This window comes from Streptomyces sedi (genome assembly GCF_006335015.1).
In the GTDB taxonomy this organism is placed as follows: domain Bacteria; phylum Actinomycetota; class Actinomycetes; order Streptomycetales; family Streptomycetaceae; genus Streptomyces; species Streptomyces sedi.
Genome location: NZ_VDGT01000001.1, coordinates 150,769 through 174,979, shown reverse-complemented (window position 1 = coordinate 174,979; position 24,211 = coordinate 150,769). Strand labels below are relative to the sequence as shown.

General features: G+C 71.3%; 23 protein-coding genes and 1 pseudogene. 7 read left to right on the top strand and 17 right to left on the bottom strand.

Features of this window, described 5'->3' with window-relative positions; translation table 11 throughout:
• Positions 1 to 80 precede the first annotated feature (80 nt).
• The 5 genes from FH715_RS00595 to FH715_RS00575 all read right to left on the bottom strand — a co-directional run bounded on the left by FH715_RS00595 (position 81) and on the right by FH715_RS00575 (position 3,868).
• Complete coding sequence (locus tag FH715_RS00595) at positions 81 to 1,628, bottom strand: polyamine aminopropyltransferase (protein WP_170184580.1); 1,548 nt, start codon at positions 1,626 to 1,628, stop codon at positions 81 to 83.
• Positions 1,625 to 2,062 carry a DUF350 domain-containing protein gene (locus FH715_RS00590; protein ID WP_139639992.1) on the bottom strand — a complete coding sequence of 146 codons (438 nt, stop codon included), beginning with the start codon at positions 2,060 to 2,062 and terminating at the stop codon, positions 1,625 to 1,627. The genes FH715_RS00595 and FH715_RS00590 overlap by 4 nt, the downstream gene beginning before the upstream one ends.
• 257 nt (positions 2,063 to 2,319) lie before the next feature.
• Positions 2,320 to 2,745: a DUF4247 domain-containing protein gene (locus FH715_RS00585; protein WP_170184579.1), complete on the bottom strand. Its 426-nt coding sequence runs from the start codon at positions 2,743 to 2,745 to the stop codon at positions 2,320 to 2,322.
• Entirely contained in the window at positions 2,742 to 3,242 is a 501-nt protein-coding gene (locus FH715_RS00580) for a DUF2617 family protein (RefSeq protein WP_211367353.1), read from the bottom strand. Before FH715_RS00580 ends, FH715_RS00585 begins: the two co-directional genes overlap by 4 nt.
• The gene (locus tag FH715_RS00575) at positions 3,239 to 3,868 is read right to left on the bottom strand and encodes a DUF4178 domain-containing protein (protein WP_139639990.1); all 630 of its coding nucleotides are present in this window, start codon (positions 3,866 to 3,868) and stop codon (positions 3,239 to 3,241) included. Before FH715_RS00575 ends, FH715_RS00580 begins: the two co-directional genes overlap by 4 nt.
• Positions 3,869 to 4,357: 489 nt before the next feature.
• On the opposite strand from FH715_RS00575, the gene FH715_RS00570 reads away from it, so the two are divergent.
• Complete coding sequence (locus tag FH715_RS00570; RefSeq protein WP_139639989.1) at positions 4,358 to 5,350, top strand: ArsR/SmtB family transcription factor; 993 nt, start codon at positions 4,358 to 4,360, stop codon at positions 5,348 to 5,350.
• Here the strand turns inward: FH715_RS00570 and FH715_RS00565 are convergent.
• The 6 genes from FH715_RS00565 to FH715_RS00540 all read right to left on the bottom strand — a co-directional run bounded on the left by FH715_RS00565 (position 5,329) and on the right by FH715_RS00540 (position 12,915).
• Entirely contained in the window at positions 5,329 to 6,240 is a 912-nt protein-coding gene (locus FH715_RS00565) for an oxidoreductase (protein WP_139639988.1), read from the bottom strand. The two genes, FH715_RS00570 and FH715_RS00565, sit on opposite strands and share 22 nt — an antisense overlap.
• 76 nt (positions 6,241 to 6,316) lie before the next feature.
• Positions 6,317 to 8,623, bottom strand: a complete 2,307-nt coding sequence (locus FH715_RS00560; RefSeq protein WP_139639987.1) for a beta-xylosidase/alpha-l-arabinosidase — start codon at positions 8,621 to 8,623, stop codon at positions 6,317 to 6,319.
• 43 nt (positions 8,624 to 8,666) lie between these two features.
• Positions 8,667 to 9,557, bottom strand: a complete 891-nt coding sequence (locus FH715_RS00555) for a carbohydrate ABC transporter permease (protein ID WP_139639986.1) — start codon at positions 9,555 to 9,557, stop codon at positions 8,667 to 8,669.
• Positions 9,554 to 10,456 (bottom strand): carbohydrate ABC transporter permease, encoded by a 903-nt coding sequence (locus FH715_RS00550; protein WP_139639985.1) that lies wholly within the window; start codon positions 10,454 to 10,456, stop codon positions 9,554 to 9,556. The genes FH715_RS00555 and FH715_RS00550 overlap by 4 nt, the downstream gene beginning before the upstream one ends.
• Positions 10,457 to 10,463: 7 nt before the next feature.
• Positions 10,464 to 11,768: an extracellular solute-binding protein gene (locus tag FH715_RS00545; protein ID WP_139639984.1), complete on the bottom strand. Its 1,305-nt coding sequence runs from the start codon at positions 11,766 to 11,768 to the stop codon at positions 10,464 to 10,466.
• Between the two features lie 127 nt (positions 11,769 to 11,895).
• On the bottom strand, positions 11,896 to 12,915 hold the full coding sequence (locus FH715_RS00540) for a LacI family DNA-binding transcriptional regulator (protein ID WP_211367351.1): 1,020 nt from the start codon (positions 12,913 to 12,915) through the stop codon (positions 11,896 to 11,898).
• A 113-nt stretch (positions 12,916 to 13,028) separates the two neighbouring features.
• On the opposite strand from FH715_RS00540, the gene FH715_RS00535 reads away from it, so the two are divergent.
• Positions 13,029 to 14,144 (top strand): glycoside hydrolase family 10 protein, encoded by a 1,116-nt coding sequence (locus tag FH715_RS00535; protein ID WP_246108463.1) that lies wholly within the window; start codon positions 13,029 to 13,031, stop codon positions 14,142 to 14,144.
• Positions 14,145 to 14,430: 286 nt separating this feature from the next.
• A complete protein-coding gene (locus FH715_RS27995) occupies positions 14,431 to 14,751 on the top strand; it encodes a hypothetical protein (protein WP_170184578.1) in 321 nt (106 codons plus the stop codon).
• Between the two features lie 947 nt (positions 14,752 to 15,698).
• On the opposite strand, the gene FH715_RS00530 is transcribed toward FH715_RS27995, so the two are convergent.
• On the bottom strand, positions 15,699 to 16,319 hold the full coding sequence (locus FH715_RS00530; RefSeq protein WP_170184577.1) for a TetR/AcrR family transcriptional regulator: 621 nt from the start codon (positions 16,317 to 16,319) through the stop codon (positions 15,699 to 15,701).
• Between the two features lie 184 nt (positions 16,320 to 16,503).
• Here FH715_RS00530 and FH715_RS00525 point away from each other — a divergent pair, with 184 nt between their 5' ends.
• The 3 genes and pseudogenes from FH715_RS00525 (at position 16,504) to FH715_RS00515 (ending at position 18,716) form a co-directional block, all read left to right on the top strand.
• Positions 16,504 to 18,093 carry a DHA2 family efflux MFS transporter permease subunit gene (locus FH715_RS00525; protein WP_139639981.1) on the top strand — a complete coding sequence of 530 codons (1,590 nt, stop codon included), beginning with the start codon at positions 16,504 to 16,506 and terminating at the stop codon, positions 18,091 to 18,093.
• A 29-nt stretch (positions 18,094 to 18,122) separates the two neighbouring features.
• A pseudogene (locus FH715_RS00520) lies at positions 18,123 to 18,437 on the top strand (transposase); the annotation flags it as partial.
• A gap of 84 nt (positions 18,438 to 18,521) precedes the next feature.
• Positions 18,522 to 18,716 (top strand): DUF397 domain-containing protein, encoded by a 195-nt coding sequence (locus FH715_RS00515; protein ID WP_139639979.1) that lies wholly within the window; start codon positions 18,522 to 18,524, stop codon positions 18,714 to 18,716.
• 34 nt (positions 18,717 to 18,750) lie between these two features.
• Here FH715_RS00515 and FH715_RS00510 read toward each other — a convergent pair whose 3' ends face one another.
• From FH715_RS00510 to FH715_RS00495, 4 genes are all read right to left on the bottom strand, one after another.
• On the bottom strand, positions 18,751 to 19,575 hold the full coding sequence (locus FH715_RS00510) for a serine/threonine-protein kinase (protein ID WP_139639978.1): 825 nt from the start codon (positions 19,573 to 19,575) through the stop codon (positions 18,751 to 18,753).
• A gap of 13 nt (positions 19,576 to 19,588) precedes the next feature.
• Entirely contained in the window at positions 19,589 to 20,335 is a 747-nt protein-coding gene (locus tag FH715_RS00505; RefSeq protein WP_139639977.1) for a phosphotransferase family protein, read from the bottom strand.
• Between the two features lie 430 nt (positions 20,336 to 20,765).
• On the bottom strand, positions 20,766 to 20,975 hold the full coding sequence (locus FH715_RS00500; protein WP_211367349.1) for an anti-sigma factor family protein: 210 nt from the start codon (positions 20,973 to 20,975) through the stop codon (positions 20,766 to 20,768).
• A 4-nt stretch (positions 20,976 to 20,979) separates the two neighbouring features.
• Positions 20,980 to 21,822, bottom strand: a complete 843-nt coding sequence (locus FH715_RS00495) for an RNA polymerase sigma factor (protein WP_246108462.1) — start codon at positions 21,820 to 21,822, stop codon at positions 20,980 to 20,982.
• Between the two features lie 344 nt (positions 21,823 to 22,166).
• Here FH715_RS00495 and FH715_RS00490 point away from each other — a divergent pair, with 344 nt between their 5' ends.
• A complete protein-coding gene (locus FH715_RS00490; RefSeq protein WP_139639975.1) occupies positions 22,167 to 22,841 on the top strand; it encodes a helix-turn-helix transcriptional regulator in 675 nt (224 codons plus the stop codon).
• Positions 22,842 to 22,911: 70 nt separating this feature from the next.
• On the opposite strand, the gene FH715_RS00485 is transcribed toward FH715_RS00490, so the two are convergent.
• Positions 22,912 to 24,147 (bottom strand): Gfo/Idh/MocA family protein, encoded by a 1,236-nt coding sequence (locus FH715_RS00485; RefSeq protein ID WP_139639974.1) that lies wholly within the window; start codon positions 24,145 to 24,147, stop codon positions 22,912 to 22,914.
• Between the last annotated feature and the right edge of the window lie 64 nt (positions 24,148 to 24,211).

The following is a 24,211-nucleotide window of genomic DNA, read 5'->3' as shown; positions in this document are numbered from 1 at the left end:
CCGTTCTGTGCCCCGCCGTCCCGTGCCCTGCCGTACCGAAACGCCGCGGACGCGAGGGTGGAACGCGCCGTCCACCCGACCTAGTTGTACTGCCACTCGTCCTTGCTGTACTCGATGATCACCGGCTCCATCAGGGTGTTCGGGCGGATACCGGGCGGGCGTTGGCGGTCCGGGGGGAAGACGCTGGACGCGGCGAGGACCTCGCGGGAGAGGTAGCGCTGGGGCGGGGCGTCGGGGGAGAGCGCGAGGTCGGGGGGGTCGGAGGACTGGGCGGCGAGGACGAAGCCCCAGTTGCCGAAACTGGGCACGTCCACGTGGTAAGGCGTGGTCGACAGGCCGGCCTCACGGAGGCTGGCCTCGATGGACCAGTAGCTGTTGGGGGCGAAGAACGGCGAACCGCTCTGGACGACCACCCGGGCGTCCGGCGCGAGGACGCGGGTGAGCATCGAGTAGAACTCGACCGAGTACAGCTTCGCCGTCGCCGTGTCCTCCGGGTCGGGGAAGTCGATCAGCACCGCGTCCCAGGGGCCGCGCGCGTCGCGGAGCCAGTTGAACGCGTCGTCGTGGACGACGTTCACCCGTTCGTCCTCGAACGAGCGCTCGTTGAGGTCGCGCAACGGCCCGAAGCCGTTGCCGAGGTCGGTCATCGCCGGGTCCATCTCGACGAGGGTGACCTCCTCGACGTCCGGGTAGCGCAGGATCTCGCGCAGCGCGAGCCCGTCGCCGCCGCCCAGCACCAGCACCCGCCCGCGGGTCCCGGCGAGCGCCGGGTGGGTGAGGGCCTCGTGGTAGCGGTACTCGTCGACGGAGGAGAACTGGAGGTCGCCGTTGAGGAAGAGCCGCAGGTCCCGGCCGCCGGTGAAGGCGAACGACCGTGTGACGACGATCTCCTGGTACGGGGTGCGTTCGGCCAGCAGGATCGGGTCGCGGTAGAGGCGCTGCCGCGCGGTGACCTCGATGTCCTCGGCGAACGCGTAGGCGCCGCCGAGCAGGGCGAGGATGACCGCCATGGTGGTGAGCAGCGAGGCGCGCACGAAGCGCCGCGTCTGGCGGCGGAAGATCCACAGCACGACCGCCATGCCGACCGCCGCGTTGACGGCGCCGACCACCAGCGCGCCTTTGAGCTGCCCGAACGTCGGCAGCAGCATCAGCGGGAAGCACAGTCCGCCGACCAGGGCGCCCAGGTAGTCGACGGCGAACATGTCGGCGACGGCGCCGCCGGCCTCCTGGCGTTTGATGCGTTGGAGCATCGTCATCAGCAGCGGGATCTCCGCGCCGATCAGCATGCCGACGACGAACGCGACGACCACCATCGCCTCGGTGTAGATGCCGACCCAGGCGAAGAGGACGTACAGCAGCAGCACGGAGAAGCCGCCGACGAGCGCCAGCAGCCCCTCGACCAGGGCGAACGCGCCGACGGCGCGGGACCGCAGCGGCTTGGCGGCCAGCGAGCCCACGCCCATGGCGAAGACCATCACGGACAGGACGAGCGACGTCTGGAAGACGGTGTTGCCGATCAGATAGCCGCCGAGGGCGACGAGGGCCAGCTCGTAGACCAGCCCGCAGGCGGCGCAGAGGAAGACCGTGAGGAGCAGCAGGAACCGCGCCAGCCGAGGGCGCGGGATCACGAGAGGGCCGCGCCGACCATCAGTGCCGTGCCGAGGTAGGTGGCGCCGTGCACCCAGGCCGCCGGGTGGGCCTGGCCGTCCCGGTCCTCGAACGCGACGGCGCCCATGCGGCCCGGCGCGAGCCAGCCGATGACGACGAAGACGAGGATCATCAGCACGACGCCGACCAGGCCGTAGACGCCGGTGGAGACCAGGCCCCAGCCGAGGCCGTCCTCGGACTCGCTGCTGCCGACGGCGCGCATCACGACCCAGCCGACGCCGAGCATCTGGCTGCCGAGGACGATGGCGCCGCCCCGGTTGCGGTCCCGCCAGACGACGCGGTCCAGCCGGCCGGGGGTGACGAGGTCGAGGGCGACGAACGCGACGGCCATCACGGCGAAGCCGACGAGGCCATAGAGGAGAGTCTCGCCGGCGGACTCGAAGATGTCCCCCATGGTCTACCTGCCTTCTGTGCGGTGCACTTCTGCTCTGTTGATTCGACGGACTGGTGAGGTCGACGGACTGGTGAGGTCAACCGTCTGGTCAGGTCAACGGACTGGTGAGGTCAACCGACTGGTCAGGTCGACGGACTGGTAAGTGGAACGCGACTGGTAAGCGTCCGGCGAACCGACTGGTAAGGCCGAGGGGACCGGTGCGGTCAGCGGGGGCAGCCAGCGGGCAACGGGGCGCGGGCGGGTGCGGGGCGCGGGGGTCACTTGCCGGTCCCGGGGCCGCCGCCGCGGAAGTTGTCGTGCTGGGAGGAGGACCAGCGGTGCCCGACGTGTGAGTGCCAGCGTTGGACACCCTTGCGGTACCCCTCGATCTCGATCCGGCTGCCGCTCGGCCGGTGGGGGCTGACGGCCACGATGTCGTCGTCGTAGCGGAGGAAGATCTGGCCGCTGGTCGAGTCCGTGATCTGGTCCTCCGGCTTGGCCTTGCCGCGGATCTCGTCGGCCACCTCGCGCGGCGCGTCGCTGGTGTCGAGATAGGTGAACGTGGCGGTGGTGTCGCGCTGGTAGTTCTCGGCGATCCAGCGGCGCGGGGCGTCGGCGGAGCCGCCGCCGGAGCAGCCGACCAGCAGGAGTCCGACGGTCGTGGCCAGGGCGACGCCGACGCGCCTCGGTTGACGGTGGGTCACGGCATCTCCAGACGGGTCTCGGTCGTCACGACCTGGCCGGCCTGCGGATAGACATGCCAGGTGCGCCAGTTGACCACTCGGCCCGCGCGCCAGGTGAGCAGACCGGTGAGGGCGTCGGGCGAACCGGGGAAGACGCCGTGCAGCGCGGCCGGTCGGTGGGCGAGGTCCTCGCGCAACTCCGCCGCGCGTGCGCTGAGTTGGTCGGACTCCAGCCGCGTCACGGTGGAGTCGAACGCGTAGCGCCAGCCGTCGATGTCGCGGCGCACGGTGTGCGGCGGGCCCTGGCCCGGCTCCGCGGGGAGGCAGGCGAGGGTTTCGCTGACGGGTCCTGCCAGCACCTGGTGTGAGGCGCCGAGTAGACGCAACTGGACGGTGACGCCGTCGAGTTCGGCGTCGGTGACGGCGAGCGCCGGCCGGCGGGGCCCGGTCAGGGTGAAACGGAGCTGGTCGGCGCTGGTGTCGCGGTAGGGCGTGGCCAGGCGTATGCCGCCGCTCACGCGTCGCCGCCCGGGTAGATGGTCAGGGTGCCGCGCGGCACCCGCTCGCCCAGGGAGACCTCCCAGCGGCCGGGGCCGCCGGCGCCGGGGAACCGCTCGAAGGCGAGGCCCCGGCCGCCCGGCGCCTCGTAGTCGGCGTACTCGACGCGGCCGTCGGCGCCCAGGCCCGTGGTGCCCTCGGAACGGTAGGCGGCGGTGCCGTGCTCGGCGCGGACATAGGTGACGCCCTCGACGGTCAACGTCTTCGCGGACGGCAGCAGTTCGCCCTCGCCCCGGTACTCGGTCCAGAGCATGACCTCCAGGTCGGGGTCCTCCTCGACGGAGATCCAGCGGCGGCCGTCCTCGCCGACGTCGGCGTCCATCGGGTCGAGGAAGTGTTCCGACCAGGTGAAGCCGCCCTCCGTGAGCCGCAACGAGCCGCGTACGAACAGGCGTTGACCGAGGTACTCGACCATGTCGCCGGCCTTCAGCGTTCTCGGGTCGCCGCCGGTCTCGGCGTCCGGCGCGAACGGGTCGCGCGGCGCGCGCGGCGCGGTGGCCCGCGGCTTGGCGCGGGCGCGCAGCACGAAGGTGACGACGACGGCCGCGAGCGCGACCAGTCCGACGAAGGCCAGTACCAACCCCATGACGTTCTTCCCCCGTTGAGCATTTCCCCGGCAACCACCGGGATTCCCCCGGATGCGCCCCGATGCGCGCGGATGTGCGCAAGCGAGGCTCCACCGGGGCCGTTCGGCGCAGAGTATGGCACGAGAACCAGCCGGTTTCCCGGGGCGGTGCGGGACTGTGTCCCGGTGATGACATTCGGGCCGGCGCCGGCACGGATCCCCGTGGGGGCGGCCTCCGCTCGGGGGAGTCGTCGGTGCGCCGGGACACCAGGAAGGGGTCTTCCGCCCGGCGCGGCCAACGACTGGTCGCCGGCGCTGGTCAGGCACCGTTTCTTTCCCCCGACCCGAGCGGGGCCGGATGGCCAAGGGTGGCCCCTGGGGCAATGTGGGGCCAGCGGCTTCGACGTAGGCTAAAACCGCCGGGTAGTCGCGAACAGCCGCACTACCGGGGGCCGGTGGACACCTTCCCGTTCCCCGGGGTTCGGCCTGGCTCAGGGGAGGCTTGGGCCGATGGCGCTCAGGGTGCGGTTCACGGGGGAGGATCTGGGGCGGGTCAGGCTGGCCGCGGGGGCCGACCCGATGTGGGAGACGGTGCTGAGCGTGCACCGGCTGCGGGACGGGCACGCGCCGCACGTGTACGGGGCGTGGCGGCGTTCGCTGCGCGCGGCGCAGGTGCCGGAGACCCTGCGGGTGCTGATACCGGGGCACGGCTACTTCCCCGACTTCCTCAACCCGGAGGAGTCGGCGGCGGGTTGGGGCGCGGCGCTGGACGCGGTGCGGGCGACGCCGAGGCGGCGGCTGGCCTCCGAGCTGGCGCGGCTGGCGAGGAGCCCCGAGTACCCGGTGTGGTTACGGGAGTTGGCCCAGGGGCGGCCGGGCGCGTTGCGGCGGCTCGTCGACGACCTGGACCGTTACCACCGGGTCGCGGTGGGTGGGCATCCGGTGTGGTCGACGGTGCGGGCCGCGGTGGACGCCGATCTGGCGGTGCGGGCACGGAGGTTGGCGTCGGGCGGGGTGGAGGCGCTGCTGGCCGGGCTGCGGCCGGCGATGCGGTGGGATCCGCCGGTGCTGGAGGTGGACTATCCGGTGGACCGGGAGCTGCGGCTGGCGGGGCGCGGGCTGCTGCTGGTGCCGTCGTTCTTCTGCTGGCGGACGCCGGTGATGCTGGCCGACCCGGGGCTGCCGCCGGTGCTGGTCTATCCGGTGGCTCACGCCCCGGTGACCACGGCCGATCCGGCGGCGCTGGGGCGGCTGTTGGGGACGACGCGGGCGCGGGTGCTGGTGTGTGCGGCCGAAGGGGGCGCGACGACCGGGGAGTTGGCCAGAAGCGTGGGGGTCTCGTTGGGCTCGGTGTCCCAACATGCCCGCGTGTTACGTGAGTCGGGGCTGCTGTACTCGACGCGCCGCGGCAACGAGGTGCTGCACACGGTGACGCCGGTCGGCAGGACGCTGCTGCCGGCCGACGGCGGTCCCGGGGCGCGTCAGCCGCGTGAGGCGGGGTAGCGGACGCCGGTCAGCTCCTCGGAGACCTGCCACAGGCGGCGGGCGACCGCGTCGTTGAGCGTCCAGGGCGCGCGGAGGGTGGGGGTGCGCCGGCCGCGCACGGTGGCGGGGCCGGTGAACGAGTCGGGGGCGACGTCCGGCGCGGTCGCCGCGTAGAGGGTGGGCATGGCGCCGGCCTCCGCGGAACTGGCCAACGTCCGGTTGACCAGTCGTGCGGCGCGCTCCCCGGCCGGCTTGCGCCGCGCCCGGGCGGACTGGAGCGTGAGGTCGGTGTCGGCGTAGCCGGGGTGCACGGTCGCGGCCAGCAGGTCCACGTCGGTCGTGCGGCGCGCCAGCTCGCGGGTGAAGAGCAGGTTGGCGGTCTTGGAACGGCCGTAGGCCAGCCAACGGCGGTAGGGGCGTTCGGTGTTGAGGTCGTTGATGTCGATGTTCCCCAGCAGGTGGAGCACGCTGGAGACGGTGACGACGCGGGCGCCGGGCGCGTTGCGCAGTGCCCCGTACAGCAGGCCGGTGAGGGCGAAGTGCCCCAGGTGGTTGACGCCGAACTGGCTCTCGAAGCCGTCGGCGGTGGTGGAGCGGGGGACGGCCATCACTCCCGCGTTGTTGACCAGCAGGTGGAGCGGGGCGTCGGCCCAGGTGCCGGCGAAGGCGCGCACCGAGGCGAGGTCGCCCAGGTCGAGCAGGCGCAGCTCGGCGCGGGCCTCCGGAACCTCGTCGAAGAGCCGGGAGAGCGCGGACTCGCCGCGCCGCTGGCTGCGGCAGGCGAGCACCACCCGGGCGCCGCGCCTGGCCAGCTCACGCGCGGTGACGTAGCCGAGGCCGCCGTTGGCGCCGGTGACCACCGAGGTGCGGCCCTTGAGGTCGGGGATGTCCCGTGCGGTCCATCGCATGGACCCAGGGTAGGCCGCGCCCCGGTGGCCGACGGCCAGGTGACTGACCGTCACCTCGGCGCGTCGGTGGCGGCGTTCACGTCGCGGGTGGCGGCGCGGGCAGCGGGGTGACGGTCGCGGGGCAGCGCAACCGCCGGTCGTGGCCGATCCGGCGCTCGGGGCCGGTGACCGTCAGCGGCAGTGCGTGCCGCAGGTCGCCGACGGAGGCGCCGAGCCGCAGCTCCAGCGCGCCGGGCTCCACGATCCGCCGGCCGGGCGCCGCGGTGTAGCCGGCGAGGTCGGCGTGGAAGGCGAGGTCGACGCGGGCCGAGGCGCCGGCCGCCAGCGGGACCCGCGCGTAGCCGACCAGCCGGTTGACGGGGCGGGCGGTGCGGGCGACCGGGTCGTGCAGATAGAGCTGGACGACCTCGGTGCCTTCCCGTTCCCCGGTGTTGGTGACGGTGACCGAGACGGTGGTCTCGCCGTCGGTCGGCACGGTCGCCGTGGTGAGCGCCGGGTCGTTCCACACGAACGAGGTGTAGCTCAGCCCGTGGCCGAACGGGAACAGCGCGGTCGGGTCGACGGCGCTGGCCTCCCCCGCCTGCCCCAGGGGCGGCGCGAGATAGCCGGCCGGCTGGCCGCCCGCGTCGCGGGGGACGCCCACCGGCAGCCGGCCGGCGGGGTTGACCCGCCCGGAGAGCACCCCGGCGACGGCGCCGGCGCCCTCCTGCCCCGGCTGGAACGCCTGCACGATGCCGGCCAGCCGGTCCGCCCACCGGCCCAGCGCGTAGGGCCGGCCGGTGAGCGCGACCACCACGACCGGAACGTCGCCGGCCACCAGCTCGTCGAGCAACGCGCCCTGACCGTCGGGGAGTTCGAGGTCGGCGGCGTCGCAGCCCTCGCCCGAGGTGCCGCGCCCGAAGAGCCCGGAGCGGTCCCCGACCACGGCGACGCACACGTCGGCGCCCGCCACGTCGGCGGCCGTCGCCGCCCTGGTCAGCCGGGCGTCGGGCAGTTCGGCCCTCAGCGCGGCGAACAGCGTCGGCACCTCGACACCCAGCGGCAACTCCGGGTGGCTGACGCCGACATGGCGCGGGAAGGTGTAGCAGCCGAGTAGCGGCGCCACGTCGTCCGCCAGCGGCCCGGCCACCGCGATCCGCGCCTCGCCCGCGAGGGGGAGCGCGCCGCCGTCGTTGGCCAGCAGCACCACGGACTCCTCGGCCAGCGACCGGGCGGCGGCACGCAGCGCCGGCGGGTCGAGGTCGACCCGCGCGCCGTCGTCGAGCGCGGCGGGGTCGGGGCGGTAGTCGGCGTCCAGCAGGCCGAGTTCGGCCTTCTGGGCGAGCACCCGCAGCACCGAGCGGTCCACCAGCTCCTCCGGTACCCGGCCCGCGCGCACCAGCTCGGCCAGCGGCGGCCCGTAGCAGCGCTGCGCCGGAAGTTCGACGTCCACGCCCGCGGCCAGCGCCAGGGCCGCCGCCTCGGCGGGGGAGCCGGCCACGCCGTGGTTGACCTCAAGGAAGGAGATCCCGAAGTAGTCGGAGACGACCGTCCCCTCGAAGCCCCACTCGTCGCGCAGCAGCCCGACCAGCAACGCCTCGTCGGCGGAGGCCGGCACCCCGTCGATGTCGTTGTAGGCGGCCATCACGGAGCGGGCGCCGCCCTCGCGCAGCGCCATCTCGAACGGTGGCAGCAGCACGTCGGCGATCTCTCGCGGCCCCATCGAGACGGGGGCGTGGTTGCGGGCGGCGCGGGAGGCCGAGTAGCCGACGAAGTGCTTGAGGGTGGCGACGATCCCGGCGGACTCCAGGCCCCGCACATAGCCGGTGGCGACGGTCGACACCAGATAGGGGTCCTCGCCGATGGTCTCCTCGGTGCGGCCCCAGCGCGGGTCCCTGCTGACGTCGAGCACCGGGGACAGGCCCTGGTGGATGCCGACCGAACGCAGCGACTCGCCGATCAACTCCGCCGCGTGCTCGACCAGTTCGGGGTGGAACGTCGCCCCCCAGGCGAGCGGCGTCGGCAGGATGGTGGCCTGCCAGGCGGTGAACCCGGTCAGGCACTCCTCGTGTGCCAGCGCCGGGATGCCGAACCGCCCGGCGGACACGATCCGCCGCTGGTCCTCGGCGAGCAGCTTGGCCTTCTCGGTCGGGTCGACGGGCAACGTGCCGAACGGGCGCGTGAGTTGGCCGAGGCCGTGCGGCAGCAGCTCCGCGAGGTCGGGCTGGCCGGCGTTGATCTCGTGCTGGAGCGGGGCGACGTCGGCCTCGTCCGCGTTGCCGACGTCCGAGCCGGGCCAGAGGCCGACCAGCTGGGCCAGCTTCTCCTCCAGCGTCAGCTCGCTCAGCAGCGCCCGCGCCCGGTCGAGGGGGCCGCGGGTGGCGTCGTGCCAGGGGTGGTTCATCGAACTCCTCGTTTCGGTGCGGGCGTCCGGGGCGCGGGACGGCTCACTTGCCGCCCACCCCCATCAGCCCGTTGATCAGCTGACGCCGTGCGAACAGGTAGGCCGTGAAGATCGGCACGATCGACAGCACCACGGCGGCCAGCAGCGCGGGGATGTCCACGCGGAACTCGCCCACGAAGTCGTAGAGGCCGAGCGTCAGCACCCGTGTCTCGCGGGACTGGGTGAGGATCAGCGGGAAGAGGAAGCCGTTCCAGGCGCTGAGCGCCGAGAAGATGCCCGCCGTGGAGATCCCCGCCCTGGACATCGGGATGACCAGCTGGAAGAGGACCCGCACGGAGCGCGCGCCGTCCAGCGCCATCGACTCGTACAGCTCCTCCGAGATGTCCCGCATCGTGCCCACCATGATCAGCACGCTCACCGGCAGCGAGAACGCGGCGGTGGGCAGGATGATCGCCAACAGCGAGTCGTAGAGGGAGAGTTCGGTGATGATCAGATAGATCGGGATGATCACCGCCTGGGAGGGGATCGCCAGCCCCAGCAGGAAGAGCTGGAAGGTCTTCTGGCTCAGCCGCGAGCGGGTGCGCACGATGCTGTAGCTGACGGTGACCGAGAGGGCCAGTACCAGCGCGGCGCAGGAGACCGTGACGATCACGGTGTTGAGGAGGTAACGCGGGAAGTCGCCCTCCAGCACCTGCTGGTAGCTGCCGAAGGAGAGGCTGGTGGGCAGCGACAGCGGCCCGTTCTCCAGGTACTCGCTGCGGCTCTGGAGCGTCGAGGCCACCAGGATGTACAGCGGCACCACGACGATGACCAGCCAGATGAACGCCCCCACTCCGGCTGGGTAGTTGGCGCGGCGGGCGCGTCGGGTGCGCGGCTTCCGCGGCGCGTTCTCCTCGCGCGGCGGCGCCGGGCGAGGCGCGGTGTCGGTGCTCACATGCCCTCCCGGGTGCTGCGCATCCTGTTGAACCCGGTCAGCCGCACCAGCAGCAGCGAGGTGCCCGTCGCGACGATCACCAGCGCGGCGGCGACGGCGCTGGCATAGCCGAGGTCGAACGCCTTGAAGCCGGTCTCGTACATCAGGTACGGCACGATCGACGTGGAGTCGCCCGGGCCGCCTCTGGTGAGGATGAGCACGGTGTCGAAGTACGTCAGCGCGCCCACCACCATCAGCACCGTGGAGGTGACGATGGTGTTCCGCAGCTGCGGCAGGGTGATGTGGAAGAACTGCCGCACGGTGCCCGCGCCGTCGATGGCCGCCGCGTCGTAGAGCGACTGCGGGATCTGCCGCGCGCCGCCCTGGTAGATCAGGGTGTGGAACGGCACGAACTGCCAGCCGGTGACGAAGAGGATCGCGGCGAACGCGCCGGTGGGGGACCCCAGCAGGTCGGCGTTGTCGAGGTCGAACCAGTCGGCGACGTCGGCGGACAGCCCCAGGTTGGGGTCGAAGATCGTCCGCCACAGCAGCGCCAGCGCCACGGAGGAGGCCAGCAGCGGCAGGAAGAAGATCGCCGACAGCACGGCCCGGTTCCGCTGCCGGCCGGCCGCCCACACGCCGAGCAGCAGCACGATGGGCGTCTGCGTCAGCCAGGTCAGGGCGGTCAGCAGCAGGCTGAGCCAGATGGCGTTGCGCATCCCGTCGTCGTTCCAGAGGCGGGACCAGTTGTCCATCCCGGTCCAGCTCGGGTCGCTCAGGCCGTCCCAGTCGGTGAAGGACAGGTAGCCGACGATCCCCATGGGGGCGGCGGCGAACAGGAAGAAGAAGAGCACGGCCGGGAGCGCCCAGGCGATGCCTGGGCGCCCGGCGCGCGGGGTGTGGGTCGTCTCGCGCTTCACGGAAGTCCTAGAGGTTCTGCATCGCTTCGACGAACTGCTCGGCGTCGAGCTGGCCGCTGAAGAGCTTCTCGATGTTGTCGAGCATGGGCGTGGCCTGGTCGGCGGTGAGCGCCTGGTCCCAGGAGAGGGTGAAGCTGGGGGCGTCGCGCACCAGCTCGTACTGGAAGCGCGCGTAGTCCGGCGTGGGCGCGTCGTCCAGCAGCGACTCGGCGTCGGCTGTGGTCGGGATGTCGCCGTTGCTGATCAGGGCGGCGGCGTACTCGTCGCTGGCGTGGAGCTTCAGGAACTCCACGGCGGCGTCCCACTTCTCGCCCTCGACGTTGGAGTTGACCGACCAGTAGTTGGTCGGGTTGCCGACCAGCGCGGCCGGGTCTCCGGTGCCGCCCTCGATGGAGGGGAAGGTGGCCCAGGCCAGGTCGTTCTCGGCGAAATCCGGCTGGTTGGAGAGCTGGTTGGGGAACTCCCAGCTGCCCATGAGGTGCATCGCGGCCTCGCCCTGCGCGAAGAACGTCGAGGCGCCGTCCGTGGTGTAGCTGACGGAACGGAAGTTGTTGCCGAAGGCGCCCGCGTCGACCAGGTGGGCGGCGTGCTCGGCGGCGGCGAGCACGGCGGGCTCGCCCCAGGCCGAGGAGTCGCCGTTCCTGATCCGTTCGAAGATCTCGGAGCCGCCCTGCCGGTCCAGCAGGTACTCCAGCCACATCAGCTCGGTCCACGGGTCGCCGCCGGCCAGCACCGCGGGGGTGACGTCCCGGTCGGCGAACGTGTCGACCAGCGTCAGGAGTTCGTCCAGGGTGGTGGGCGGCGTGACGCCGGCCTCGTCGAAGAGCGTCTGGTTGTAGAAGAGGATCACCGGCTGCACGCCCCGCATCGGCACCCCGTAGTGGCGGCCGTCGATGGCGCCGGAGTCCAGGATGGTGGGCAGGAACGCGTCGCCGAACTCCGGGTCCTCGGCGAGGGTGTCGGTGAGGTCGATCAGCATGTCCTCCTCGACGAAGTCGGAGATGCTGCCGCCGCCCCAGTTGAAGAAGATGTCCGGCGCGTTGGGACTGCCCATCGCCGTGCGCATCCGGTCCTGGTAGTTGTCGCCCGGTATCTCCGTCAGGTTGACCTTGATGTCGGAGTTCTCGTTGAACTGGTCGACGAAGTCCTGCTGGATCGTGGTCGATCCGTCCTGGTAGACCCAGACCTCCAGGCTGTCCGAGCTGCCGCCCGGGCCGTCGCTGCCGCAGGCGGCGAGGGTGGTCGCCGCCACCGTACACGCGGCCGACACGGCCAGGAACCGAAGTCGCGGTCTCAGGTTGGGGCTTCGCATCGCACACCTTCCGGAAGGACGCCGATAATTATCGGTGGATGGGTGTGGCAAATTACGGGCGCGGCGGCGCCCCGTCAACGGTGTTGACCGAACTGGCGCGTGTCCGCCCCTGAGGGGACGTCAGTTTTCAGCCGGCCGGCGGCGGCGGCGCGGTCGAGGCGCGCACCACCAACTCCGTTGCCAACTCAAGCCTCGGCGTGTCGATCTCCTCGCCCCTGGTCTGCCGCAACACCGTGCGCGCGGCAACCTTGCCCATCTCGGCGAGCGGCTGGCGGACCGTGGTCAACGGCGGCGCGGACCAGCGCATTTCCGGAAGATCGTCGAAACCCACGACGCTCACCTCCTGCGGCACACGCAGCCCACGCCGCCTCAGCGCCTCCATCGCGCCCATCGCCATCTGGTCGCTCGCCGCGAACAGCGCCGTCGGCGGGTCGGCAAGCTCCATCAGCCGATCGCAGCCGGTGAAACCGGACTCGTGGTAGAAGTCGCCGGGCACCATCAGCTCCTCGGCCACCGGCACCCCCGCGCCCTCAAGCGCCGCCCGGTACCCGTCCAGCCGGGCCCGGCTGCACAGCAGCCGCGGCGGCCCCGCGACAAAGCCGATCCGCCGGTGCCCCAGCGACAGCAGATGCTCGGTCGCGGCCAGCCCGCCGGCCCAGTTGGTCGCGCCCACGGTCGGCGCGTCCAACGGCGGCGCGCCGGCCGGGTCCACCACCACCAGCGGCACGCCCAGCCGGTGCAACTCCTTGTGCAGCAACGGCTCCAGCACGCTGGTCACCATGATCACGCCGTCCGACGCGCGCGCCCGCAGATTGGTCATCCACTGCCGCGCCGCGCCCGCCCGGTCGTGGATCGCCGAGACCACGGTCCCGACGCCGGCTGCGCCCGCCACCTCCTCCACGCCCCTGATGATCTCCACGGCCCAGGGGCTGTCGAGGTCGTTGAAGACCAGATCGATCAGCGCGGCCCGGTCTCCCGGGGCATGGGTGCGCCGCCGGTAGCCGTACTGGCGCAGCAGCTCCTCGACCCGGGCGCGGGTCTCGGGCGCGACGTCGGAACGCCCGTTGACCACGCGCGATACCGTCGGCACGGAGACGCCCGCCTCCCGGGCGATGGCCGTGATGGTGACCTTGCGTTCCGCTGCCATGGTGGTACCTCTTCGTTGGTTCTCGCTGCTCCGGAAGATTTTCAACATTATTCCGGAAGGGTTGACGCGTCCCCAAGTGCCCCTTAGAAACGGTCCAGTCAGCCTGCGGGGGCATGACAACCGAAAGGGGCATCGCTATGTCTCCCCTGGTGCGCAGAGCCGCGATCGCCGTCTCCGTCGGAGCCTTGCTCTCCGGAGCGGCCCTCGTCAACGCACAGGCCAACGAAAGCCCGGGCACCGCCCCGGATACCCGAACCACCGAGGTGGAGCCCAACGCCGAGAGCCTCAAGGAGGCGGCCGAGGCCACCGGCCGCTTCATGGGCACCGCCATCGCGGACGGCCGCCTCGGCGACTCGACGTACACCGGCATCGCGAGCAGCGAGTTCTCCAGCGTCACCGCCGAGAACGTCATGAAGTGGGACGCCATCCAGCCCCAGCGCGGCCAGTTCAACCTGGAGCCCGCCAACCGGCTGATGGACTTCGCCGCCGCCAACGCCCAGCAGGTCTGGGGCCACACCCTGGTCTGGCACAGCCAGCTGCCCGGCTGGGTGAGCAACGGAGGCTTCGGAGCCGACGAGTTGGACGGCATCATCCAGGACCACATCTCCACGGTGGTCGGCGAGTACGCCGGCGAGATCGCCTACTGGGACGTGGTGAACGAGGTCTTCGAGGACGACGGCTCGCTGCGTCAGTCGGTCTTCCTCAACACCCTGGGCGACGGCTACATCGCCGACGCGTTCCGCTACGCGGAGGCCGCCGACCCCTCGGCCAAGCTGTGCATCAACGACTACAGCACCGAGCACACCAACGCCAAGAGCGACGCCCTGTACGACCTGGTCTCCGGGATGCTCGACCAGGGGGTGCCGGTCGACTGCGTCGGCTTCCAGATGCACCTCATCCTCGACCAGTACTCGGCCTCCGACATCCAGTCCAACCTCCAACGCTTCGCCGACCTCGGCGTCGAGGTGGTCATCACGGAGCTGGACATCCGGATGGACATGCCGTCCGACGACGGCAAGCTGGCCGCCCAGGCCACGCAGTACGCCGACGTGGTCGGCGTCTGCGTCGCGGTGAACGGCTGCGCCGGCGTGACCATCTGGGGCTTCGGGGACGCGGACTCCTGGGTCCCGGGCACGTTCCCCGGCCAGGGAGCGGCGCTGCCCTGGGACGAGAACTACCAGCCGAAGCCGGCCTATGACGGCATCCTCCAGGGCTTCGGAGCGGCGTAGCACGTAGCGCGTAGCGCGTAGCGCCTTGCCGGCGGGGCGGGGGCGGCGACTCACCCGGGTGGTGTGGATGAGTCGCCGTCCGCCGTCCGCCGTCCGCCGTCCGCCGTTCGCCGTCCGCCGTCCGCCGCCCGCTGCGGCTGGTGGTCGCTCGGGCCGTGCCCCGCGCCCCCGCCCCCTTGCGGGGGTGCGCTGCGGAGACCGCTCCGCGTGAACGCCCGTGCGCGGGCGGCGAGTTCGACAGCGCGCCGCGCCGGGCCTACTCTGCGGGAGCATGACAGTTCCACGCGTGTTATCCGCTCTGGAGCGGCTGCGTCCCGCCGGGCCGCGGGAGAACGTTCGCGCGTCCCGCGTCGGGCCACCGACCGTGGACGAGCTCCAGGACCTCGCCGACTTCTCGGCCCCCGCCCCGCTCGCCGTCCGGGTCGCCCGGCGCACCGCCGTCGGCGTCGGCGCCGGCGTGCTGCTCTCCGGGACGGTCCTCCTCACCGGCGCCGAGGCGCAGGCCCCCGAGGCGCCGCCACGGCTGCCACCGGTGCCGGCCTCCCAGCTCCCGGCACCGGCCGGCGGCCCCGCACTCGCGCCCGTGCTGGCTCCTGACCAGCCCTGACCAGCCCTGACAACCCTGTCTGACCAGCTTCGCCTGACCAGTTCATCTGACCAGTTCGCCTGACCAGTCCCGATGGTCATGGCGTGCTTCCGTTCAGGCGTGCGCCCGTTGAGGCGCGCTCCCACTGTGGCGCGCTCCCGCTGAGGCGCGCTCCCGCTGTGGTGGGTTCGGCAGCGGGCGCGTGCGGCGCCCGTTTTGGTGTGCGGCAGCGGTGGGCGGTCTACGTGGCGGGTCGGGTGCCGGCTTTCCCTCTCGTGCGAATGACCGCCAAGGGCGGCTACGAGGGGGAGGGGTGGGGGTACGCGTGTCCCGGCTGCCGACCGGTGGTCGGTGGTGGCGGGCCGTGCCAACCGGGCGCCATGACCGCGCCGTTGTCACGGGCCGACCCGTGCCCGGGGGCACAGGTGGCGCGCACCCGGCTCCGCCGGGCCACCCACGGCGCCTCCTCCCCACGCCCCTTCCCCTCTCGCCGGGCTGAACGCCGGAATAACTTCCTCTGTCCGGGCAGAGGGGAATTCCCCCTACCGGGAAAGCGATCGGTAGGGGGTGGCTTGTTCAGAAGGGGAAGTCCGTCCCCGCGCTCCGGCTCAATCAGCCTTCGCGGTGACACTTCCGAGTTTCTCCAGGAAGCCTGTCTCCAGGCCGGTGCTCAACACCTTGATCTGGTGGGTCCCGGCGAGCCCCGCTTCATAGAGCAGGTGCGTCTCGTCGTCGTGCGGATTGATCAGGAGGAGGCGGCTCCTCGGCGGGCACGGGCGGTCTCATCGGCACCGCCGGTCAAGGGCGGCGCCGCGTCGAGGACGGCGATCAGTTTCTCGGTCAGGACGATGCCATGCCGACGGATGGCCCTCTCCATCTCGGCAACGCCCCTCAGGGGCATTTCGGTCCGCCGAGACGGAGTCTGCTTTCCCGAGGGCGACCTGGCTCTCCGTTCGCGCGGACGGCGCTCACCCGGTGGCCGGTGCGCCCAGAGTCCGGTGCGCGAGTTCCAGAACGCTGCGTGTGATCTCCTCGGTGTCGAGGGTCCCGCCCTGCGCGATGAGCTCGTCCAGCAGTCCGTCGGCCGCGTAATAGATCATGCGGAAGGCCCAGTCGGCATTGCGGCTGCGGAACGCCCCGGCGCGCTCTCCGCGCACGACGAACTCACAAATGCGGTTCACCACCCGCGCGTTGGACTCCTTGCACAGGTCCAGAGCCTTCGCGTTCGCCGACCCGTAGACCAGGCGGTGCAGTTCGGCGTGGTTGACCGCGTGCTGGATCAGCTGGGTCAGCAGTTCGTCCAGCGTCGGCCACCAGGCCTCGCCCTCCGCCAGGATCGCCTCGGTGGTGTCGTAGAAGGCGTTGATGTACTCCTCCCACATGGCCCCGAGTACGTGGTCCTTGGTCTCGAAGTGCATGTAGAAGCTGCCCTTGCCCATGCCGGCAGCGGTGGTGATGTCCTGGATGGTGGCCTCGGAGAACCCGATGGTGCTGAACACCTCGCGCCCGGCCCGCAGGATGTCCGCCCTGCGGGCCTCCGGACTCTTGTGGACGCGCTTGCGCTTGGCCGGGGCCGAGCTCTGGGGCATTCCGCACGCCTTCCTTCCATGGCTCATTCGTTCCCCAGAGTACATGACCGACCGTCGGTCGATTGACTGACTGACGGTCAGTCCCTTAGCGTTCGGTGGTGCCGCAGTCCCGGCAGGGCCTGCCGCGTCGTCGCCCTGGCCAGCTGCGATCCCCCTTCCGCTCCCGCGCGAACCTGAGGATGACATGCCAAGCTCCAGTCCAGCTGCCACCCGAGGCAAAGGTCTCCTGCTGACCTTCATCTGCATCGGGATCTTCATGGTCTATCTCGACTCCACGATCGTGAACGTGGCACTCCCCGAGATCCAGCACGACCTGTCCACGAACTTGACCCAGCTGCAGTGGATCATCGACGCCTACGCTCTCGTCGTCGCCTGTCTGCTGCTCACGGCGGGCACGCTCGGCGACATCTTCGGCCGCAAGCGCATCTTCCTCAGCGGCCTGGTCGGCTTTCTCGTCGCCTCCATGCTGTGCGCCGTGTCGCCCAGCTACGAGTTCCTGCTGATCGCCAGGGTGCTCCAGGGTGCCGCGGGATCCGTCATGATCCCGGTCTCGCTGGCCCTGGTGTCCACCACCTTCCCCGAGCCCGCCGCCCGCGCCCGCGCCATCGGCATCTGGGCCGGCATCGGCGGCCTCGCCCTCGCCGCCGGCCCCGTCCTCGGCGGCGTGCTGGTCGACGCCTTCGGCTGGCAGTCGATCTTCTGGGTCAACCTGCCCTTCGGGCTGATCGCGCTCGCCGTACTGAACGCCAGGCTCCCCGAGAGCAAGGCCCCCGGCCGCCGGCGTGCCGACGTTGTCGGCCAGATCCTGTTCGTGGTCTCCATCGCCGCCCTGGCGTACGCGCTGATCGAGGCGAGCGCCAGGGGCTGGAGCGACTCGGTGATCGTCGCCGCCTTCGCCCTCGCCACCGTCGCGATGGCCGCCTTCATCGGCTGGGAGCTGCGCCAGGAGCAGCCGATGCTGCCGATGAGCCTCTTCCACAGCCCCGTGCTCGTGGTCGCCGGCGCGGTCAACTTCCTCGGCCTGTTCGGCCTCTACGGCAGCATCTTCCTGCTCACCTTCTACCTCCAGCAGGTGAACGGGCTGTCCACCACCGAGACCGGCGTACGCTTCCTCGCCCTGAACGTCTCGATCATGGTGTTCTCGTACGTCGCCAGTGTGGTCGCCGCCAAGTTCGGCCCCAAGGTGCCGATTCTCATCGGCTCCGTGGCCAGCGCCGTGGGTCTCTTCGAGCTCGGCCTGCTGGACCCGGGAAGCGGCTTCGGCGAGTACTGGTGGTCGATGGCCCTGCTCGGCGCCGGCGTCTCCCTGGTCGGCGCGCCCGCCACCGTCGCCCTGCTCTCCTCGGTACGCCCTGAGCAAGCGGGCACCGCCTCCGGCGTCTCCAACACCTTCCGGCAGGTCGGCAGCGTCTTCGGCGTGGCCCTCTGCGGCACCTTGCTCCTCCGTCACCTGGGTGGCGCCGTCCCGGACGCGGTGGGCGGGATCGCCATGGCCCCCGACGCGCGGCAGGAGACCGTGAGCGCGCTCTCACACGGCGATCTGAGCGTCATCGAACAACTGCCTGCCCGGCTGCAGGGACCGGTGATGGACGCGGTCGGCCCGGTCTTCACCGAGGGCCTACGGATCGGCTTCACCACCGCCGCGATCGGCACGCTCGTCGGCGGCCTGTTCGCCCTGATCATCCTGCCCAGCCGGAAGAAGCAGGCCGCCAAGGCCGCGGCTGCCCCCGCAGCGACCGGTCCCACGGTCGCCTCCGACTCCGCACCCCGCTGATCCGGTGGCGGCGCCCGCGAGGGATGTCGCGATCGAGAGACGACCCCGAACGCGGCCGGCACTACCGCCCGGGCGAGGTTCATGCCGACAAGGCATACGACCAGCCCGGCCTGCGCAGATGGATGAGAGGCAAGCGCATCGCGTGCAGGACCGCCCGTAAGGGAGTTGAGTCCAGCCAGACGCTCGGCCGGCACCGGTGGGTGATCGAACGCACGAGGTCCTGGTTATCCGGCTACCGGCGCCTCTCACCCCGCTACGAACGCCATCCCCGTGACTACCTGGCCCTTCTCGGCCTCGCCGCCACCCTCACCTGCTGCGAACGCCTCCGCCGACTCACCACGTAGGACACGGTCTTACAGTAAGGCGGTCGCGCTCTCGCCCGACGACTCGGTGAGCCTGCTGGGCTCCGCACTCAAGGACTTTGCTTCATGACTCGCTACGAATACTCCGAGCCCACGTGGCGTCGCAGCAGCTACAGCGGCCCCAACGGCGGCGAATGCCTGGAGGTCGCGGACGGGGTGTCGGGGATGGTGCCGGTGCGTGACAGCAAGGATGTCGACGGGCCCACCGTGGCGTTCCCCGCTGGGAGTTGGGCCGCCTTCCTCGCGCGGGTCAAGCGCTGAGCTTTCCGTCCGATCGGCGACCACGCCAGGTCGCTCACTCCCACGCGTCGCAGATCTCGGCGAGTGTCGGCCGGTCGGCCGGAACGGGGCTGAGCATCGCTTCGATGGCCGCCCCCAGGGGCCCCGGAACGGTGACCTTCCGGTGGTGCCCCTTCGCGATCACCCGGCGCTGCTCCTCCCGTTCCGCGTCGGGCGGGAACTCCACGGCCCGCAGCCCCGTCGCGCTGATGAAGAGACTCGCACCCAGCCCGAAGACGTCGCTTTCCGTGGTCGGGACGGCATGGCCGTACTCAAGGACGCTGCGCGAGATCTCGGGGCTCTCGTAGATGACCAGGCAACCGCGGAACGGGAAGTCGAGGACTTCGGGAATGTCGCCCCCGCGCGCCAGGCCGAGGTCGATGAGATCGGTACGTTGATCGCCGATGATGAAGTGATGCGGTTGCACGTCACCGTGCACCCAACCGGCGTCGTGGAGACGGGCGAGTTCCCTCGCGCACGCGAGGGCGTCGGCCGTTTGCGCGTCCGTGTCGCGGCTGCCGTTTCGGTAGCCCTCCCAAAGCTCCCAGAGACTCTCGCCCTTCCGCCAGGGCTGGACGCTCCACGTGCCGTGCTCCCACTCGCCCCAGTGCACTCCCGTGCGGTCCAGTTGGCGCAGGATCACCGCTTCCCTCGCCGGTGCGAGCGCCGTGAAGGTGTGTGTGGGGGAGGAGACATACCCGAGTTTCACGGCGTGCCGGCGGCGGTCTTCGCCGGTGACGCGCCAGACGGAGGAACCGCGCCGGTTCGTCACCGGGTGAGTCGAACGCGGACGCAGGAGACGCTTGATCTCCTCGGTCGGTTCGTAGGGTCCCGCACTCATGACGGGTCCTTCTCTACATCCGGGCTCTCAGCACGTCGACCTCACAGCCCGGCGCGGACGGGTCGAAGCCGTGCTCGAACAGCCAGCGGACGCCCAGCAGGCTCCGCAACGACCACCACGCGCGGATCACGTCGACGTCGACGTCGGTGCCGTAACCGGCGAGGACGTCGTCGAGGTGCTCCTCGTGTCCGAGCGTCAGGGTGGCGAGGTCGAACAGGGCGTCGCCCGGGCCCGCCTCGGACCAGTCGATGATGCCCGTGACCTCGTCGCCGTCGACGAACACGTGGTCCAGCTGAAGGTCGCCGTGCGTGAACGCCGGTGTCCACGGCCGGATCGCGGCCTCCGCGACCTGGCGGTTGCGGGTGACGAGGTCGGCGGGCAGGATGCCGTTCGCCACGAGCGACTCGCACTCACCGTCGAGTTCCGCCGCCAACTCCTCGGGCCCCCGGCGGCGTCGGCCGGTCCACGGCGGCAACGGCGCCTCGTGCAGCCGCCGGACGGCGGCGCCCGCGGCGGCCCACGCCGCCGGCGACGCGGGCGACGGCGCGCCGAGACGGCCGAGGGCCGTTCCCGGGACCGCGGTGATCGCGAGCACGGGCGGCTCGCGCCACAGCACCCGGGGAGTCGGGACCGGCACGAGGGCCAACGCCTCGACCTCGACATCGATGCGCGCCTGATCGGCGTCCACCTTCAGAAACACGTCGCCGACGCGCAGGGTCGCGCGCTCGGAATGGGCGACGACGACTTTGACCTCATCCATGGGCGCCGAGTATCCCGGGGCTGGTCGGGGATGTCGCCGGGATTTGCCGGGCACGAAGCCCCGCCCCGTTCGGCGGTTCGTGGGCGTTCAGCCCGGGGAGAGGGAAAGGGGCGTGGGGAGGAGGCGCCGTGGGTGGCCCGGCGGAGCCGGGTGCGCGCCACCTGTGCCCCCGGGCACGGGTCGGCCCGTGACAACGGCGCGGTCATGGCGCCCGGTTGGCGCGGCCCGCCACCACCGTTCACCGGTCGGCAGCCGGGACACGCGTACCCCCACCCCTCCCCCTCGTAGCCGCCCTCGGCGGTCATTCGCACGAGAGGGAAAGCCGGCACCCGACCCGCCACGTAGACCGCCCACCGCTGCCGCACACCGCAACCACGGCACCACAGAAGAATGCAACGGCACCACCACGCACCACAGAAGATGGCGCGCCCTACGCCTGCTGCCGCGGCCAGTCCCTGAAAGAGGTGAGCAGCCGCTGCCTGGCGTCCGCAGCGATGTGTTCCGTTGTCAGTTCGCCCGTCATGGCGATCGTCTGCCGGAACTGGTCGAGATAGCGCTCGCAACCAGGGCATTCCGCCAGGTGTTCGACGAAGCGTCGCTCGTCGTCCTCGGGGAGCGCGCCCTCAAGGAAGTCCGTCACCAGTTCAACGAATGCAACGCAGTCCACGATGGTCCTCTCCGGCCGTGGCGCCTTGGGAGTTCGACAGGTATTTCTCCAGCCTGCGGCGTACCACGGCCCTGGCGCGGTGGAGAATAACGCGTTGGTTCCCCGGGGAGATGTCCAGCAGCGAGCAGACCTCCTCCGAGCTGTACCCTTCGACGTCGCGAAGGCTGAGTACCGTGCGGAGCCGGGAGGGCAGCGCGTCGATGGCCTCGGCTATCACCGTGCGGACCTCGCCACGCAGCACGTGGTCCTCGGGTACGTGCCAGAAGCGGGGCTCCCGGCCGGTGACCCAGTGCCCGGCCTCGGGGTGACCCGCGTCCCGGAAGCGCGAGGGGTCCACCGTTGGTCCTTCCTCCCGCGGTCGCAAACTGGCGAAGGGGATGGTGGTGCTCTCCTTCGTGCCGCGGGCCTTCGCGGTGCGGACCAGGATCCGGTACACCCAGGTTCTCAGGGACGAACGCCCCTCGAAGTCGCCGAGGCCCCTGATGACCGCCAGCCACGTCTCCTGGACGACCTCCTCCGCCGAGGCCCTGGTCGACACGAACGACGTGGCCAGCCGGAGCATCCCGCTCGACCAGGTGTCCAGCACCAGGGCGAACATCTCCTCGTCGCCGTCCCGTAAGCGCTGGACCACTTCCCCGTCCGGCGGCAGTTCGCGCGCATCCGCCACTGTCTTCCCCTCGACGGCCGTCAGTTGCGGGAACAGCGTAGGGCGCGCCGGGGATTCCGTCCCGTGGGCGTCGTGGGCGTCGTGGGCGTCGTGGGCGTCGTGGGCGTCGTGGGCGTCGTGGGAGTGGTGCCCGGGGTGGAACGGGAAGGTCACCGGGCTCGGGCGTTCGCCGGAGGGCCGGCCATGCCGAAGGCCGTGGTGACGACTTCGGTGCACGGCACCCGTGTACGCGCCACCCGCGCGCACGGCACCCGTGCGCGACCCCCGTGGGCGTGGCATCGATGCCCCTCCTTCTGCTCGGGTTTCGACAGACCGGTGGAGACCGGTGGAGACCGGTGGAGTCCGGTGGAGACCGGTGGGGAGATGCTCCCCGGCCGTTCCTCCGCAGACGCGCGCGACGCGGGGTTCTCCGCGCATCACTGGGGGACTCCCCAGTGCGGCCCTCCGGGCTGGCGCGCCGGCTGTAACGTTCCGGCGGTCCCGCCGCACTGACGGGCATGAGGCACAACGATTCACACGCCGGTTCCTTCGAGCGCTCGGCAGAGCAGCCCTCGTCGCGGCCCGCCGAAGCGGAGACGTATGTCGTGCACCTGGACACGGCGCTGAGGGTGCGGCACGCGAACGCCGCCTTCGTGAGTGTCTTCGACGGCGAGGGAAGGGGCGTCTTCGGGCGCGGCATCATGGACCTCGTGCATCCCGGAGTCCAGAGGCGCCTCCGCAGCAGGCTGTTCGCGCTGCTCGACGGGCGACAGGACCACTTCTTCATGCGGGCGGTGGTCACGTCGCTGGGCGGAACCGCGCGGCCCGTGGCCCTGACCGCCGTGGCGGTCTACGGCGAGGCCCGGAAGGTCTCCGCCATGACGCTCGTCATGCGGGGAGAGGCGCCGGGCGCGCGCGACGACGTACGGCCGCCGCCGGATCCTCGGGAGACGCGGACTCTGACGGCCATCAACGCCAGGATTCTGGAGGGGGTCGCGGAGGGCAGGTCGACTTCGTCCCTGGCCGTTCTCGTCAACCTGAGCCGCCAGGGCGTGGAGTACCACATGACGGGTCTCCTGCGTGAGTTCGGGGTTCCCAACAGGACGGCGCTCGTGTCCCGCGCCTATGCGTCGGGAGCCCTCGTCAGGAATTCCTGGCCCCCGAGGGTCGCCCCCGAGTTCCTTGAGCCGTGACACGGGTGCGCCGCGCCACGACGCCGCCGGGCTGGGGGTGGGGAGCAACGGCCCGGCGGCGTCGGTTCGTTCAGCCGATCTCGGGCGCGTCCCCGTGGTCGGGGACGGGGACGCGTTCGCCGCCGCGGAGCGCGGAGGCGTGGGCGGCCACGCCGGGGAGGGTGTAGCGGGCGGCGACCCAGGCGTTGACCGAGGGGAGCGTGCCCTGGTTGACGGCGTTGACGAAGTCGTCGGCGAGGAAGTGGTGGCTGCCCTCGTGCCCGTTGGGGACGTGGGCGTACTGGCTCGGGAGTCGCGAGATGTCGTGGACCGGCGCGGTGCCGGAGACGAACGCGTCGCGCAGCGCCGGGTCGACGTGCTCCAGTGAGGGGTCGTCGGCGGCCAACGTCCGCTTGGGCGTCAGGAGTTCGCTGATGTCGTGGACGCCCTCCTTGTCCTGCCATACGCTGAACGTGGCCAGCTGCTCGAAGCTGCCCTCGGTGCCGAAGAAGCGGAACCTGGACTCCCGGATGTGGGAGGGGTAGCCCACCCGGCGGAACTCGTTGATGCGGAACGACCCGCCGCCGGCGACCTCGAAGAGCGCGGTCGCGTTGGAGAGGTCGTTGTCGAACTGGCTGATCTCCTTGTCGAAGACGCCGTCCCCGCGTTCGTCGCGGACCCCGACGGCGGAGACGCTGACCGCGTGGGTGCCCCAGGCGCCGAGGACCCCGCCGACCGAGTGGGTCGGGTAGAGCAGCGGCGGGTAGCTGGCCGTGGCCTTCCAGTTCTCGCCGCCGCTGTACTGGTAGGCGGAGTAGAAGCCGAGGTCCATGTCGTGGACGTAGTCGCCCTCGGCGTAGAAGAGCCGGCCGAAGGCGTTCTCCCCGACGCGGTTCCTGGCGTAGACGGTGGCCGGGTTGTAGTGGCTGGTCTCGCCCATCATGTAGGTGAGGCCGGTCTCCTGGACGGCCTCGACGATGGCCGCGATCTCCTCGGCCGAGACCGCCATCGGCACGGCCGAGTAGACGTGCTTGCCCGCCCGCAGCGCGGCCACGGCCAGCGGCCCGTGGGTCCAGCGCTGGGTGAAGAGCGCGACGGCGTCGATCCGGTCGTCCTCCAGCATCGCCTCGAACGACGGCAGCGTGCCGGCGAGGCCCTGGTCGGCGACGAGCGAGTCGGCCCGCTCGGGGATCAGGTCGGTGACGTACACGGAGCCGACACCGGGGTGCAGATGGAACAGCTTGCTGAACGAGCCGGCGAACTGGCCGGCGCCGACGATGCCGATGGAGAAGGGGCCGGAGGGCCTGGGGCGCCTGGGAAGGGGCATGGAGCGAATCCTCACTGGGGGTTCCGAAGGGACACCGGATGGGCATCAGGAACGATCACGGACA

Bases quoted from the DNA above. Each gene is read 5' to 3' on its own strand.
- FH715_RS00590 (WP_139639992.1), bottom strand. From the start codon at position 2,062: ATGGGGGACATCTTCGAGTCCGCCGGCGAGACTCTCCTCTATGGCCTC.
- FH715_RS00575 (WP_139639990.1), bottom strand. From the start codon at position 3,868: ATGGGGTTGGTACTGGCCTTCGTCGGACTGGTCGCGCTCGCGGCCGTC.
- FH715_RS00570 (WP_139639989.1), top strand. From the start codon at position 4,358: ATGGCGCTCAGGGTGCGGTTCACGGGGGAGGATCTGGGGCGGGTCAGG.
- FH715_RS00565 (WP_139639988.1), bottom strand. From the start codon at position 6,240: ATGCGATGGACCGCACGGGACATCCCCGACCTCAAGGGCCGCACCTCG.
- FH715_RS00560 (WP_139639987.1), bottom strand. From the start codon at position 8,623: ATGAACCACCCCTGGCACGACGCCACCCGCGGCCCCCTCGACCGGGCG.
- FH715_RS00545 (WP_139639984.1), bottom strand. From the start codon at position 11,768: ATGCGAAGCCCCAACCTGAGACCGCGACTTCGGTTCCTGGCCGTGTCG.
- FH715_RS00540 (WP_211367351.1), bottom strand. From the start codon at position 12,915: ATGGCAGCGGAACGCAAGGTCACCATCACGGCCATCGCCCGGGAGGCG.
- FH715_RS00535 (WP_246108463.1), top strand. From the start codon at position 13,029: ATGACAACCGAAAGGGGCATCGCTATGTCTCCCCTGGTGCGCAGAGCC.
- FH715_RS00530 (WP_170184577.1), bottom strand. From the start codon at position 16,319: ATGCCCCAGAGCTCGGCCCCGGCCAAGCGCAAGCGCGTCCACAAGAGT.
- FH715_RS00525 (WP_139639981.1), top strand. From the start codon at position 16,504: ATGCCAAGCTCCAGTCCAGCTGCCACCCGAGGCAAAGGTCTCCTGCTG.
- FH715_RS00515 (WP_139639979.1), top strand. From the start codon at position 18,522: ATGACTCGCTACGAATACTCCGAGCCCACGTGGCGTCGCAGCAGCTAC.
- FH715_RS00510 (WP_139639978.1), bottom strand. From the start codon at position 19,575: ATGAGTGCGGGACCCTACGAACCGACCGAGGAGATCAAGCGTCTCCTG.
- FH715_RS00505 (WP_139639977.1), bottom strand. From the start codon at position 20,335: ATGGATGAGGTCAAAGTCGTCGTCGCCCATTCCGAGCGCGCGACCCTG.
- FH715_RS00490 (WP_139639975.1), top strand. From the start codon at position 22,167: ATGAGGCACAACGATTCACACGCCGGTTCCTTCGAGCGCTCGGCAGAG.
- FH715_RS00485 (WP_139639974.1), bottom strand. From the start codon at position 24,147: ATGCCCCTTCCCAGGCGCCCCAGGCCCTCCGGCCCCTTCTCCATCGGC.